At 72.0% G+C, this 13337-nt stretch carries 13 protein-coding genes; 6 read left to right on the forward strand and 7 right to left on the reverse strand.

Annotation, left to right across the window (positions count from 1 at the left end):
• Nucleotides 1–83 precede the first annotated feature (83 nt).
• Genes HD601_RS23335 through HD601_RS23355 form a run of 5 tightly spaced genes read left to right on the forward strand, consistent with a single transcriptional unit; the run spans nucleotide 84 to nucleotide 5162 of the window.
• Nucleotides 84–1412: an extracellular solute-binding protein gene (locus HD601_RS23335; RefSeq protein WP_184825929.1), complete on the forward strand. Its 1329-nt coding sequence runs from the start codon at nucleotides 84–86 to the stop codon at nucleotides 1410–1412.
• A 16-nt stretch (nucleotides 1413–1428) separates the two neighbouring features.
• Nucleotides 1429–2313, forward strand: coding sequence for a carbohydrate ABC transporter permease (locus HD601_RS23340; RefSeq protein ID WP_184825931.1), 885 nt, complete (start codon nucleotides 1429–1431; stop codon nucleotides 2311–2313).
• Nucleotides 2314–2326: 13 nt separating this feature from the next.
• A complete protein-coding gene (locus HD601_RS34185) occupies nucleotides 2327–3232 on the forward strand; it encodes an ABC transporter permease subunit (RefSeq protein ID WP_184825933.1) in 906 nt (301 codons plus the stop codon).
• A 5-nt stretch (nucleotides 3233–3237) separates the two neighbouring features.
• On the forward strand, nucleotides 3238–4089 hold the full coding sequence (locus tag HD601_RS23350; RefSeq protein ID WP_184825936.1) for an amidohydrolase family protein: 852 nt from the start codon (nucleotides 3238–3240) through the stop codon (nucleotides 4087–4089).
• Nucleotides 4086–5162, forward strand: coding sequence for an NAD(P)-dependent oxidoreductase (locus tag HD601_RS23355; protein ID WP_184825938.1), 1077 nt, complete (start codon nucleotides 4086–4088; stop codon nucleotides 5160–5162). The genes HD601_RS23350 and HD601_RS23355 overlap by 4 nt, the downstream gene beginning before the upstream one ends.
• A 4-nt stretch (nucleotides 5163–5166) precedes the next feature.
• Here the strand turns inward: HD601_RS23355 and HD601_RS23360 are convergent, their stop codons facing one another.
• Nucleotides 5167–5580, reverse strand: coding sequence for a TIGR03667 family PPOX class F420-dependent oxidoreductase (locus HD601_RS23360; RefSeq protein WP_184825940.1), 414 nt, complete (start codon nucleotides 5578–5580; stop codon nucleotides 5167–5169).
• Between the two features lie 43 nt (nucleotides 5581–5623).
• Nucleotides 5624–6649 carry a zinc-dependent alcohol dehydrogenase gene (locus tag HD601_RS23365; RefSeq protein WP_184825942.1) on the reverse strand — a complete coding sequence of 342 codons (1026 nt, stop codon included), beginning with the start codon at nucleotides 6647–6649 and terminating at the stop codon, nucleotides 5624–5626.
• 88 nt (nucleotides 6650–6737) lie between these two features.
• Between HD601_RS23365 and tcuA the strand changes: the two genes are divergently transcribed.
• Nucleotides 6738–8249, forward strand: a complete 1512-nt coding sequence (gene tcuA / locus HD601_RS23370; protein ID WP_184825944.1) for an FAD-dependent tricarballylate dehydrogenase TcuA — start codon at nucleotides 6738–6740, stop codon at nucleotides 8247–8249.
• Nucleotides 8250–8276: 27 nt separating this feature from the next.
• On the opposite strand, the gene HD601_RS23375 is transcribed toward tcuA, so the two are convergent.
• The 5 genes from HD601_RS23375 to HD601_RS23395 form a co-directional block, all read right to left on the reverse strand.
• Nucleotides 8277–9494, reverse strand: coding sequence for a M24 family metallopeptidase (locus tag HD601_RS23375; RefSeq protein WP_184825946.1), 1218 nt, complete (start codon nucleotides 9492–9494; stop codon nucleotides 8277–8279).
• A gap of 18 nt (nucleotides 9495–9512) precedes the next feature.
• A complete protein-coding gene (locus HD601_RS23380; protein WP_184825948.1) occupies nucleotides 9513–10238 on the reverse strand; it encodes a GntR family transcriptional regulator in 726 nt (241 codons plus the stop codon).
• An 84-nt stretch (nucleotides 10239–10322) separates the two neighbouring features.
• Nucleotides 10323–11348: a C-terminal binding protein gene (locus HD601_RS23385; RefSeq protein WP_184825950.1), complete on the reverse strand. Its 1026-nt coding sequence runs from the start codon at nucleotides 11346–11348 to the stop codon at nucleotides 10323–10325.
• Nucleotides 11345–12214 (reverse strand): fumarylacetoacetate hydrolase family protein, encoded by an 870-nt coding sequence (locus HD601_RS23390; protein ID WP_184825951.1) that lies wholly within the window; start codon nucleotides 12212–12214, stop codon nucleotides 11345–11347. The genes HD601_RS23385 and HD601_RS23390 overlap by 4 nt, the downstream gene beginning before the upstream one ends.
• Nucleotides 12211–13206: an LLM class flavin-dependent oxidoreductase gene (locus HD601_RS23395; RefSeq protein WP_184825952.1), complete on the reverse strand. Its 996-nt coding sequence runs from the start codon at nucleotides 13204–13206 to the stop codon at nucleotides 12211–12213. Before HD601_RS23395 ends, HD601_RS23390 begins: the two co-directional genes overlap by 4 nt.
• Nucleotides 13207–13337 lie beyond the last annotated feature (131 nt).

Raw genomic sequence — 13337 nt, forward strand, 5'->3', positions numbered from 1 at the left:
AGCGTGCCCATCGCTGAAACGCTTCAATTCCGCGTCTGACGGAACCTCGTCGCCGCGGACACCATCTCCAGAGGGAGGCACAGGTGTACACAGCTGTCACCCGGCGCCGACGTGGCGCCGCCCTGCTGGCGTCGGCCAGTGTGGTCGCCGTCCTGGCCGCGTGCGGCGGCGACGATTCGGCCTCGGGCTCCGGCGGGGGCGGCGGCGACGGCGCCTCCGAGTTGTCCGCGCTGTTCACCACCGAGAACGCTCAGGTGCCGGCCGCGCTGAACGACCTCGCCGCCGGCGCCTGCAAGGCCGAGAACGACGCCCTGCCGCTGGCCATCGAGCAGACGCCCGGCACGAACATGCAGCAGAAGGTGCAGCTGCTCGCCGGCCAGGACGCCCTGCCGGTGTTCTTCGCCGCGAACAATCCGTTCATCGTCCCGGGCGGAGCGCTGCAAGAGGCCGGTCAGGTCGCCGACTTCGACGAGGTCCTCACCGACCTCGGCGTCATCGACCAGGTGACGCCGGCCGCGCGCTCCACCGTCGACAAGCTGTTCGACGGCGCGTTCCCGTCGCTGCCGTTCCAGTTCAATATCGAGGGCATCTTCTACAACAAGCAGCTCTTCGCCGACAACGGCCTCGAGGTCCCCACGACCTGGGACGGCCTGCTCGACTCGGCTCAGACGCTGAAGGACGCCGGAATCACCCCGTTCACCGCGTCGGGCAAGACCGGCTGGACCATCAGCCGCTGGATCGGCGCCTATCTGTTCCGCGCCATCGGTCCGGAGGCGATGGACGCGATCCAGGCCGGCGACGCGAAGCTCACCGACCCCGAGTACGTCGAGGCCGCCCAGGCGGTCGCCGGCCTCGGCGAGTCGGGCTTCTTCACCGAGGGCATCACGAACCTCGACTTCGACACCGCGCAGCAGCAGCTGCTCGACGGCGACGTCGCGATGATGTACGGGCTGACGTCCATGCTGTCGAAGATCAACGACCCGGAGCTCAACAACGTCGGCGCCGAGAACATCGGCTTCATGCCGTTCCCGGAGGTCGAGGGCGGCGCCGGCACCATCGCGCAGCTCCCGGCCAACGTCGGCTCCCCCACCGCCATGTCCTCGAAGCTGTACGACGACGCCGTCGGCGACTGGCTGACCTGCATCGCGAACAACTTCGCCGACAACGTCATGGAGAACCAGGGCACGTTCTCCGGGTTCAAGCTCAGCGCGCCGCCCGAGAACGTCCCGCCGCTGACCGCGGAGCTGCAGACGCTCATCGACAACACCGACGAGACCGTCCTGTGGTTCGAGGCGCTGTTCCCGCAGAAGGCCGTCACCGACGCCAGCAACAACGCCGCGCCGCTGGTCACGGGCGCGATGTCGGCCGACCAGTACATGCAGATCCTGCAGGCCGACGTCGACGCCGGCTGAGCAGGGAAGGGACAGCATGCGTCAGGTACTCGGCAGCAAACGGGCCGTCGCGCTCCTGCTCGGCCCCGCGCTGCTCGTCTACATCGGGGTGATGATCGTCCCGGTGGTGTGGTCGCTGGTGTACTCGTTCTTCACCGGCAACGTCATCCAGGGCTTCGACTACGTGGGCGTCGACAACTTCACCCGGCTGTTCGACGACCCCGTGATCCACTCGGCGCTCTGGTTCACCGTGAAGTACGCGCTGGTCCGCACTGCCGGGCAGATCGTGCTCGGGTACCTGCTCGCGCTGTTGTACGTGTTCGTGCTGCGCCGGAGCTCGTCGCTGATCAGGACGCTGGTGTTCTTCCCGGTGGTCCTGCCGTCGGTCGCGATCGGGCTGTTGTTCAGCAAGTTCTTCGGGACCGTGCCGCAGGAGGGTCCGATCAACGCCTTTCTCGGCCTGTTCGGCGTGAGCCAGTTCGACTGGTTCGCCTCCGGCGGCACGGCCTTCTGGGTGATCATCATCATGGACCTCTGGACGACCATGGGGTTCTACGCCGTCCTCCTCTACGCCGGACTGATCGAGATCCCGCAGGAGGTCATCGAGTCCGCCCGCATGGACGGCGTCCGCTCGTTCTCGATGTTCCGCTACATCGTGCTGCCGATGTCGCTGCCGGTGCTGCTCTCGTCGATCATCTTCAGCCTGAACTCGTCGCTGAAGGTGTTCGACTCGATCGTCGCGCTGACGAACGGCGGCCCGGGCACGGCGACGACACCCCTGAACCTCTACATGTTCCAGACGTCGTTCCTGTACAGCGACTACGGCTACGGCAGCACCATCGCCCTGCTCATCACCGTCCTCTGTCTCGCGGTCACGCTGCTGATCTTCCGGTCGTCCCGGCGAGACCTGACGCAGAGCTAGAGAGGAGGACGACGTGAGTACCCAGACCTTGACGACGGCGACGGCGGACGCCCCGCCCCCGCGCCACCCCGGCCCGCCACGCCCGGGCCTGCCGGCGACCACCCGCAAGTGGCTGGTCCGCGGGCTGATCGCGGTGATCCTGGTGATCGAGATCTACCCGATCTTCTGGATCCTGAGCGGCTCGTTCAAGACGCAGGAGCAGTTCCTCAACGAGCCGCTCTGGTCGTTGCCGACCAGCTTCGGCTTCGACAACTTCGTCACCGCGATGACGACGGGCAACCTCGGCACCAACCTGCTCAACAGCCTGATGGTGACGGTCCCGTCGCTGCTGCTGATCCTGGCGCTCGGCGCGGGCGCGGCGTTCGCGCTCGAGGTGATGCTCTGGCCTGGCCGCACGAAGGTGCTGCTGTTCGTGGTCGCCGGCATCATGGTGCCGGCGCAGATCATCCTGCTGCCGCTGTTCACCATCTACTACCGGCTCGGGCTGACCGACTCGCTCTGGCCATTGATCATCACCTACGTCGGGCATGGCCTGCCGCTGACGGTGTTCCTGCTGGCCACGTACTTCCGAGCGGTCCCACGCGAGCTGTTCGAGGCGTGCGCGCTGGACGGCGGCGGGACGCTGCGCTGCTTCCTGTCGGTCGGACTGCCGATGATCCGCAACGGGCTGTTCACCGTCGCGCTGCTGATGTTCTTCTCGGTGTGGAACGACCTGCTCATCGCGCTGACCTTCAACACCCGCTCCGACCTCGCAACGGTTCAAGTGGGGCTGCTGAACTTCAACGGCGAGTACGGCTCGGTGGCGTACGGCCCGCTCTTCGCCGCCATCAGCACGACCATCCTGGGCACGCTCGTCGTCTACCTGTCGATCAACCAGCAGGTGATGAAGGGCGTCGCCGCCGGATCGCTGAAGGGATAGCCACCGTGATCATCGACTCGCACACGCACGTCTGGCCGCGCTGGCCGTACGAGCCGCGGGTGCCCGACGACACCGGCCGCGGCAGCTACCAGAACCTGCTGTTCCAGATGGACCAGCACGGCGTCGACCAGGCGCTGCTGGTGAACGCCCGCATCGAGCGCGCCGACGACAACAACGACTACGGTGCCGAGGCGGTCCGCGCCCATCCGGACCGCTTCCACCACATCGTCGACGTCGACAGCCGCTGGGGCGCCGACTACCACCGCTCGGGCGCCGCCGACCGGTTGCGCAAGCTCGTTGACACGTATCAGCCAGCGGGCGTCTCGCACTACCTCCGGCCGGAGAACGACGGCTGGCTGCTCTCCGACGAGGGCCGCGCCTTCTTCGCCGTCGCCGCGGCGCACCGGCTGACGGTCAGCCTGGCGGCCCCGCCCGTCTGGCTCGACGACCTGCGCGACGTCGCCCGCCGCTTCCCCGAGGTTCCGCTGCTGGTCAACCACCTGGCCGTGGTCATGCTGCACCCAGGCGGCATCGAGGACGGGCTCCGGCTCGCGCTGGACTCGGAGGACCTGCCGAACCTGCTGGTCAAGGTGTCCGGCTACTACTACGGCTCGGACCGCCCGTGGGACTACCCGTACACCGAGCGGCTGCGCATCGTCCGCGCGTTCCACGAGACCTGGGGACCGCGGCGCATGGTCTGGGCGTCGGACCACCCGTCGCTGCTGGCGCACGTGAGCTACCGGCAATCGCTCGAGGTGCTGCGCGAGCACGCCGGCTTCCTGCCCGCCGACGACCTCGCGCTGATCCTCGGCGGAAACCTGGCGGCCCTGCTGGCGGAACGGAGCGTGCGCCCATGACGGACGGATCCGGGCGCCGTCCGGTCGTCGGCATCGCCGTCACGGCGGCCGCGCGTGCCCGCTACGTCGACGCCGCCACCGTCGAACGACTGGAACGTTTCGCCGACGTGCGCTGGCTGGAGTACGACGGCCCCGACCGCACCGCCGGCCCGCCGCCGGACGACGCGGAGTCGGTGCGCAGGCTCCGCGAGTTCGTGCCCGGCCTCGACGCGCTGATCGTCAGCTATGGCTCGCCGCGGGTGACCGGCGAGATCCTGGCGCACGCGGACCGGCTGGTCATGATCGGCGACACCCACGGCGACCGGTTCGCGGCCCGGGTCGACGTCGAGGTGGCAGGGCGCCGCGGCATCACCGTCGTCGACACCACGAACGCATCGTCGCCGCCGGTCGCCGAGTGGGCGCTGGCGCTGTCGATGATCGGGCTGCGCAATGCGGGCGCGCTGTTCCGGAGGCTGGTCGCCGGCGAGCTGCTCTGGCCCGACCGCACGGCGTTCCTCGCCGATCTCGGCTACCTGAACGGCGAGCTGACCGGCAGGACCGTCGGCGTCATCGCGCTCGGTGTCATCGGGCGCCGGTTGTTGGAGCTGCTCGAACCGTTCCATGTCGACGTGCTCGCGTACGACCCCGGCGTGCCTGACCAGCTCGCCGACGCCTACGACATCACGTTGACGTCGCTGGACAACGTGCTGAAACGTTCCGACGTCGTGATCAGCCTGGTGCCGCTGACCGAGCGCAGCCGCGGGCTGATCGGCGAGCGCGAGATCGGGCTCATGCGGCCCGGCACGGTGTTCGTCAACGTGTCGCGCGGCCCGGTCGTCGACACCGAGGCGCTGATCGCCCGGCTGCGGCACGGCGATCTGATCGCCTGCCTCGACGTGGTGGACCCGGAGCCGCTGCCGGTCGACTCGCCGCTGCGGTCGCTGCCGAACGTCTTCCTCAGCCCGCACATCGCCGGCGTGACGGCGGCCGCCGAGCCGCGGTTCTTCGGGCTGATGGTCGAGGAGACCGAACGGGTTCTGGCCGGCGACCGGCCGCGGTTCCCGCTGATCCCCCGCGAGCAGCCACCCACCTAGGGCGTCAGTAGGCGCGGGTGCGAGTCGGCGTGATGCGGACGACGGCGGAGTAGCCGGCCAGGAACTCGTCGGCGGTGACGCCGACCAGGTCCATGGTCGCGCGGTACTTGGCGACGTAGCGGGCGGCCTCGTCGCCGGTGAGCGGCCCGGCCTCGACGACGGCCGCGCCCTCGACGGTCAGCACGCCGCCGCCGTCGCCGTCGGCCCGGTCGATGTCGAGGTGCAGCGAGACGCGCGCGTTGGCGCCGAGGTTGCGCACCTTCGCGCTGTCCGGCTGCGTGAGGACGAGGAACCGCTCGCCGTCCCAGAGGAAGCCGACCGGCGACGTCTGCGGCTGGCCGTCAGAGCGCACCGTCGTCAGCCAGATCTCCTCTTCGTCTCGCAGGCGGCGCTGCACTGCTTCCGTCGTCGCGTCCATGTCGATCAGCAGCGCCGCCGCGAGCGGCCCTATTCCGGGGCCGTCACACCGGATGCGGGACGACGGCGAACGGACGGCCGGCGCCGGACGCGGCCAGCTCGAAACGTTCCAGCGCGACGGGGCCGAGCGGGACCTCGTCGCCGAGGGTGCGGTGGAACGGCGTCGACGCGACGGTGCGGACGGCCCGGTCCCACGCGGGCGCCGAGTACGACCGCACGCCGAGGATCCGCTGCTCGGCCATGATCAGCGGCATCAGGTCGGCGTCGACCCGGCCGGGCAGGTTGCCGATCAGCACGACGGGGCCGCGGTGCACCAGGGCCCGGGCCTGCTCGAGCACGACGGCACCCGCCCCGGCCGCGTCGAACAGCGCGTCGACGGAGCGCGGGGGCAGCACGTCGGCCGGGGCGGTCTCGCGCGGGTCGAACGCCGGGATGCCCAGCGCCCGAGCCTCGGCCACGCGCCCGGGGTTGAGGTCGAAGCCGGCGACGGCGCTCGCCCCGGTGAGCGTCGCGGCCAGGACGACGGCGAGCCCGACCGGCCCGAGGCCCCAGACGGCGAACGTTTCACCCGGAGCCAAGCCGGCCTTGGCGACGGCGTGCGTGGCGATGGCGAACGGCTGCAGCGCGGCGGCCAGGTGCAGGTCGAACCCGTCGTCGAGCACCGTGCAGTTGGCCGCCGGGACGACGGCGTACTCGGCGTAGCCGCCGTCGGTGTGCACGCCGATGGTGCGCCGCTTCGTGCACGTGCTCGCGTAGCCGACGACGCAGGACCGGCACCGGCCGCAGCCCAGGATGTTGCGGATCGCGACCCGGGCGCCGTCGGGCACACCGTCGGCGCCCGTCTCCACCGTCCCGGAGAACTCGTGGCCGAGGATCCGCGGCAGGTCGCGGGTCATGTCCTTCGCCGCGCCGGCCTCGTAGTTGCGGCTCCAGCGGTACCGGGCGACGTCGGAGCCGCAGACGGCGGCGACGGCGACCCGGACGAGCACCTCCCCGGGGCCGGGCCGTGGCACGGGCACCTCGGCGAGCTCCAGGCCGGGGCCGGGACGGGTCTTCACCAACGCCTGCATCACCGCAGTTCCTCCCTGGCGCGACTGCCGTGGAACCACTAATGTGTCCGTTGTATACGAAGCACACACTGAGTGTAGGGCAGGGTTCATGGGAACGGTGCGGGACGGTCACCAGGCAGCGGACGTCGTGGTCGTCGGGACGGGCAACGCGGCGCTGACCGCGGCCCTGTCGGCGGCGAAGGAGGGCCGGCGCACCGTCGTGCTCGAGAAGGCGCCGCACGACCGCATGGGCGGCAACTCCTTCTACACCGCCGGCGCCTACCGCATCGGCGTCGACTCCGTCGAGACGCTGGCCGACATCCTCGGCGAGGACGGCATGCGCGAGCGCGTCCGGCCGAACACCGACCTGCCGACGTACTCCGCGAAGGAGTTCGAGCGCGACCTCGACCGCATCACCGGCGGGCGCACCGACCCCGTCCTGGCGCAGCAGATCATCGACGGGTCGGCCGAGACCGCCCGCTGGCTGCGCGACCAGGGCGTGCCGTGGACGCTCATGTACGACCGCCAGTCCCACCACGTCGACGGGCGCTGGCAGTTCTGGGGCGGCCTCTTCCTCGGCGTCGACGGCCAGGGCCCGGTGCTGGTCGACCGGCTCTACCAGGCCTGCCTGCAGGCCGGCGTGACGTTCCGGTTCGAGACCCCCGTCGTCGACCTCGGCTTCGACGAGCGCCTGCGCCGCGTCGACCACGTCCTCGCCTACGACCTGCGCGAGCAGCAGCCCGTCCGCATCGACGCCCACGCCGTCGTCCTCGGGTCCGGCGGGTTCGAGGCCAACCCGCGGCTGCGCGCCGCCTACCTCGGCCCCGGCTGGGACCTCGCGCACGTGCGCGGCACCCCGTTCAACACCGGCGAGCTGCTCGAGACCGCCGTCACCTCGTGGGCCGGCTCGGCCGGCGAGTGGAGCGGCGCGCACGCCACCGCCTGGGACGCCTCGACCAACCCGCACGCCGGCGACCCCGAGCTCAGCAACCGGGCCACCAAGCAGGGCTACTGGCTGGGCATCGTCGTCAACCTGCACGGCGAGCGCTTCCTCGACGAGGGGGCAGACTTCCGCAACTTCACCTACGCCAAGTACGGCCGCGAGATTCTCGCCCAGCCGTCGCGCCGCGCGTTCCAGGTCTTCGACAGCCAGACCATCGGCCTCGTCGACCCGGCCGAGTACGACCCCGCCGTCGCGCCGCGCGTCATGGCCGACACCATCGAGGAGCTCGCCAACGGTGCCGGCATCGACGCGCCGAGCCTGCGCCGCACCGTCGACCGTTTCAACGCCGCCGCCTCGGACGCCCCGTTCGACCCCACGTCGCGCGACGGCAAGGCCGCGGCCGACCTGTGGCCGCCGAAGAGCAACTGGGCGGTCCCTCTCGAGCAGCCGCCGTTCTACGCCTTCGAGGTCACCTGCGGCATCACGTTCACCTTCGGCGGCCTGCGGGTCGACGGCGAGGCGGGGGTGATCGGACGGACGGGGCAGCGGATCGCCGGACTCTACGCCGCCGGCGAGACCGTCGGCGGCATCTTCTACGGCAACTACCCGGGCGGCTCCGGCCTCTCGGCGGGCGCGGTGTTGGGCCGCCGCGCGGGGCTGGCCGCCGCCTCCGAGTAGCCCGCCTCTCGGGGCGGCGCCTGCGGGTCAGGCGAGGAGGGTGTCGTCGTAGGGGTGGACGGTCAGGAGCTCGGCGCCCGACGAGGAGACGGCGACGACGTCCTCGAGCCGCACGCCGGCTCCACCAGGGACGCCCTCGACCAGCACCGTCGGCACGATCGCCAGCATCATGCCCTCCTCGAGCACCAGTTTCGGGGTGGGCCGGCCGGGCGGCGCGATGTACGGGGACTCCGCGTAGCCGACGCCGATGCCGTGCGCGATGATCATCTTCTGCAGGTTGCCGCCGAACCGGTGACCACCGAGCACCTCACCCGCCACCGCCTGCAGGTCCTCCCCCGTGACCCCCGGCCGGACGGCGGAGATCAACGCGGAATGCAGCGTGTGCACCAGCCGGTATACCTCGCGCTGCGTCTCGTTCGGCGTGCCGACGACGACGGTGCGGGTCTCTTCGGAGAACATCCCGTTGAAGCAGGCGCCGATGTCCATGAAGACGAGGTCGCCGTAGCGGATCATCTGGTCGCCGGCGAAGCGCTGCATCGGCGCGGTGTTGTCGCCCGTGCACACGATGAGGTTGCACTGCGGCACCTCGGCGTTGTGCGTGTAGAACTCGTGCATCACCTCGGCCAGCACGTCGCACTCGCGCACGCCCGGCGCCAGCGTGGCGACCGCCCGCCGCATGGCGGAGTCGACGATGGCCGACGCGTGCCGCATGAGGACCACCTCGCCCGGCGACTTCACCATGCGGGCCTGGTTGAGCAGACCGTTGGCATCGACCAGCGTCGATCCGGCGGCGACGCCCTCGATCAGCGCGCCCAGGTTCGCCAGGCTGGCCGGCGTCCCGATGTCGGTCCCGACCCGCCCGGACGTGAACCCGAGCTGCCGCAGCGCGTCGCCGATCGGCGCAAGCCCCGCCGCTCCGCCGCCCTCCAGCACGACGCCGGTCGGGAACTCGCGGATGTCGGCGGGGTCCATCCAGTGCATGGTGGCGCGACGGTGCGGGGTGTCGTCCTGGTGCACGAACACGACGGCGCCGGGGTCGTCCGCCGTCACGACGACGGCCTGGCGGACCTGGAAGTTCGGCGCGTACAGCGGCCGCAGCCCGGCGGCGAAGCGGACGTTCGCGTTCTCGAACAGCACCAGCGCGTCGACGCCGGCGGCCGCCATCGCGGCCGACAGCCGGGCCCGTCGCGTCCGCCGGATCTCGTCGTAGTCGACGTCGCGGCGCCAGTCGGCCACCAGGGGCATGGGATCTCCTCGATCCGGTCAGTCGTCCAGAGTCGCGATGCGCACGTCGCGCGAGCGGTTCATGTGCGCCCGGGCCAGCCGCGCGCTCGCCTCGGCGTCTCGCGAGCGCAGCGCCGCCAGCAGCGCGTCGTGCTCCTCGACCGCCTCGCGCCACCGGTCGCCGTGCGCGAACGTCGTGCCGGGGAAGCGGCGGACGCGGTCGTGGACGGCGACGAGCATCTGCAGCAGGAAGCCGTTGCCCGACGCCGTCGCCAGCTGCTCGTGGAACTCGAGGTTGAGCCGGGCCATGGTGACGAAGTCGCCCTGCTCGCCGGCCTCGCGCATCTGCTGGTTGGTCCACTCCAGGCCACTCAGCGCGGGCGGCTCGATGCGGGTGGCGGCCAGCTCCGCCGACAGGCCGTCGATGGCGCCGCGAACCTCGTAGATCTCGACGATCTCGCGCGGGCTGATCTCGGTGACGTACGCGGTGCGGCCGGAGCTGCGCTCGGCCAGCCCCTCGGCCTCGAGCCGCAGGATCGCCTCGCGGACCGGGGTGCGGCTGATGCCGAAGCCGCCGGCGAGGTCCTCTTCGGCCAGCCGGGTGCCGGGGCCGAGGACCTGCGTGAGGATCGCCTCGCGCAGCGTCTTGTGGACGCTCTCGGACGTCGCCAGGGACCGGCCCTGCCGCCGCCACAGATCGGTGAGGGCGCGCGACGCGAACGGGGACGCCGCCTCCGCCTGGCCGGTGCCGTCCTGCATGGTCATGTCCGCCACTCCGTCCCTGCCGGCGGCCCGGGCCGGCCGATCGACTCGAAGCATGAATCACACCACGCCCCCCGGACCCGAACGTCACGCATCGCCCGTACCCCCTGCGTCGCCCGCCAGCGCGCACGCCGGATGCGCCAGCACCGACGGGTCGGCCAGGTGTCGCGGGGCCCGTCCGGCCAGCCCGTCGAGGACGGCGCGGACCACCTCGTCGCGCAGCTGCCGCCCGGACCGCCGGCCCTTCGCCGCGGTGTGCCCGGTCAGGACGATGCCCGGCTCCTTCAGCAGCGGGTCGCCCGCGGCCAGCGGCTCGCGCGCGGTGACGTCGAGGGCGGCGACGGCGACCCGCCCGGCCCGCACGGCCTCGACCAGGGCGGCCTCGTCGACCAGCTCGCCGCGGGCGGTGTTGACGACGACGGCGCCCGGCTGCAGCAGCGCGAGCCGCTCGGCCGAGACCAGCCCGCGGGTCGCGTCGGTCAGCGGCGCGTGCAGCGTGACGGCGTGGCTGGCGGCGAACAGCTCGTCCAGCTCGACCAGCTCGACGCCCAGCTCTTCGGCGGCCGACGGCGACCCGTACGGGTCCGCGGCCACGACCCGCCGCACCAACGGCGCCAGCTTGCGCGCCGCGGCCTGCCCGATGCGGCCGAACCCGACGACACCGACGACGAGGTCGGCGAAGCGGCGGGCCGTCCCGACGGCGGCACCGGCGGCCGGGGTGTCGCCGTCGCGCACGGCGTCGACCGCGGCGAACAGCCGGCGCTCGGCCGCCAGCAGCAGCGCGACGGCGTGGTCGGAGACCTCCTCGACGCTGGCGTCGGGCACGTAGGCGACCGGCAGCCCCCGCCCGGTGGCCGCCGCGACGTCGACGTTGTCGACCCCGATGCCGCGCCGGACCAGCAGCGTCGTCCGGGTCAGCGCCTCGACCACGCGCGCCGTCACCGGCTCGACCGCGCCGAGCACCAGCACGTCGGCCCGGCCGCCGGCGTCGATCAGCTGCTCCTCGGTCCACAGCGGCTCGACGACGAGCTCGGCTCCGGTCTCCGCGGCGATCCGCTGCTCCGGCTCGCCCAGGGCGCCGAGCCGCTCGCTGAAGACGACGACGGCGTTCATGCGCGGACGCCCACGGCAGCGCGGACCGGCAGCCGCAACGGCGGCAGCCCTGTGACGCTCACCGACACCTCGTCGCCGTCGTGCAGCGGCCCCACCCCGGCGGGCGTGCCGGTGAGGATGACGTCGCCGGGGCGCAGATCGACGACGGCCGATGCCATGGCGACCAGCTCGGGGATGTCGCAGATCAGCTGGTCGAGCGTGCCGTGCTGGCGCGGCTCGCCGTTGAGCGTCAGCGCTACTTCCACCTCGGACAAGGCGCTGACCTGCGACAACGGCAGCAGCGCCGGCCCGAGCGGGGTGAAGGTACGGTACGACTTGCGCAGCGACCGCTCCTCGCGCTTCCCCTCCTCGAGCCGCAGCGTGATGTCCAGCGCCGCCGTCAGCCCGGCGACGTGCTCGAGCGCGCGCTCCGCGGGGATCGACCCGCCGCCGCGGCCGATGACGACGGCGACCTCGCCCTCGTAGTGGCTCTCGCGGCCGGGCAGCGCGGGCAGCTCGATGGCGTCGTCGGGCCCGCAGACGCTGCCGACCGCCTTGACGAACAGGCCGAGCTCGCGCGTCGTCGCGTCGCCCGACGGGCTGCGCGCGCCCAGCTCGCCCTTGTGGGCGTAGTAGTTGACCGGCGCGCCGAACACCTGCACCGGGGCGGGCGACGGCGGCAGCCTGCGGCCCGGCTCGACCGGCGGCAGCTCGCCCGCGTCGATCAGACGGCGCAGCTCCTCGGCACGTGCCGCGGCCGCGACCACCCGGCCCGTGGTGTCGCCGTCGCCGCCGGGGTCGAACCAGCCCAGCTCGTCGTTCCCGACGGCGACTCGGCCGCCGTCGGGCCTGTCGAACACGACGACCAGCAGCGGCGCCGTCGTCACCGGAACCGCCCCATGACGTCCTCGCCGAGCCGGCGCAGCGTCGCACGCGTCAGCTCGTGGTCGTCGATCGGGACGACGGCCAGGCTGATGTGCTCGAGGCCCTGCTTGGCGTACTCGCCGATGGCGTCGGCGACGGTGTCGGCGCTGCCGGCCAGCGCGATGGCGCGGTCGCGGAAGTCGTCGACGGTGTAGTCGGCCCAGTCGGCGCGGCGGCGCAGGATGGAGAGCGCGGCCTCGACGCGCGCGGGGTCGTCGTCGACGACGGTGTAGAACAGCGCGCCGCCGGTAACGTGCCGGCCGTCGGTGACCCGCGACCGGATGGAGCGCAGCGCGTCGCCGAACACCGCGGGCGTGATGCCCTTGCCCTGCGGCGCTGCCGGGCTCCAGCCGTCGGCCAGCTCGGCGACGAGGTCGAGGATGCGCGCCGACGCGCCGCCCAGCCAGATGGGCGGGCGCTCCTGCACTGGCTTCGGGAAGAACGGGACCTCGTCGAGCAGGTAGTGCTCGCCGCGGTAGCTGGCCGGGCCGTCGGTCTCCCAGAGCGCGCGGATGACCTCGATGCCCTCGCGCAGCCGGGTGATGCGGTCGTCCAGGGTTGGGAACTCGAACCCGTAGGAGGCGTACTCGACGCGCTGGTGGCCGGCGCCGAGCTGGAGCAGCAGCCGGCCGCCGGAGACCTGGTCGAGCGTCGCGGCGGCGCGGGCGACCAGCGCCGGGTGCCGCAGCCCGATGGGCGTCACCTGCGGGCCGACCTTCACCCGGTGCGTCGCCTGCGCGATGGCGGCGAGCGCGACCCAGGCGTCGAGGAAGTAGGGCTGGTCGGCCGGGGCGTTGGTGTAGCCGGACAGCCGCGAGCCGGGCAGCAGCAGGTGGTCGATGACGTAGACGCCGTCGAAACCGACCTCCTCGGCGAACACCGCGAGGTCGACCAGGTCGCGGAAGTCCGTGCCCGGATGCTGCCCGTGAATGCTGAGCTTGAACGCGAACTCCACCTGGTCTCCTCCGGCGCGAACACGACGTGTGTGCTTTGTATGCAGCGTATTCCCCGGCCGGACGACGGGTCAACGGAAAGACCGTCGTCGCTGGATACAGCCTGGTTACGGGTCCTTGACGGCCCCTGGGC

It is taken from the genome of Jiangella mangrovi, from assembly GCF_014204975.1.
Taxonomy (GTDB): domain Bacteria; phylum Actinomycetota; class Actinomycetes; order Jiangellales; family Jiangellaceae; genus Jiangella; species Jiangella mangrovi.

What these genes read in the sequence shown, in the direction of transcription:
- HD601_RS23385 (WP_184825950.1), bottom strand. Translation starts at nt 11,348, where the DNA reads ATGAACGCCGTCGTCGTCTTCAGCGAGCGGCTCGGCGCCCTGGGCGAG.
- HD601_RS23360 (WP_184825940.1), bottom strand. Translation starts at nt 5,580, where the DNA reads ATGGACGCGACGACGGAAGCAGTGCAGCGCCGCCTGCGAGACGAAGAG.
- HD601_RS23365 (WP_184825942.1), bottom strand. Translation starts at nt 6,649, where the DNA reads ATGCAGGCGTTGGTGAAGACCCGTCCCGGCCCCGGCCTGGAGCTCGCC.
- HD601_RS23380 (WP_184825948.1), bottom strand. Translation starts at nt 10,238, where the DNA reads ATGACCATGCAGGACGGCACCGGCCAGGCGGAGGCGGCGTCCCCGTTC.
- HD601_RS23375 (WP_184825946.1), bottom strand. Translation starts at nt 9,494, where the DNA reads ATGCCCCTGGTGGCCGACTGGCGCCGCGACGTCGACTACGACGAGATC.
- HD601_RS23340 (WP_184825931.1), top strand. Translation starts at nt 1,429, where the DNA reads ATGCGTCAGGTACTCGGCAGCAAACGGGCCGTCGCGCTCCTGCTCGGC.
- tcuA (WP_184825944.1), top strand. Translation starts at nt 6,738, where the DNA reads ATGGGAACGGTGCGGGACGGTCACCAGGCAGCGGACGTCGTGGTCGTC.
- HD601_RS23355 (WP_184825938.1), top strand. Translation starts at nt 4,086, where the DNA reads ATGACGGACGGATCCGGGCGCCGTCCGGTCGTCGGCATCGCCGTCACG.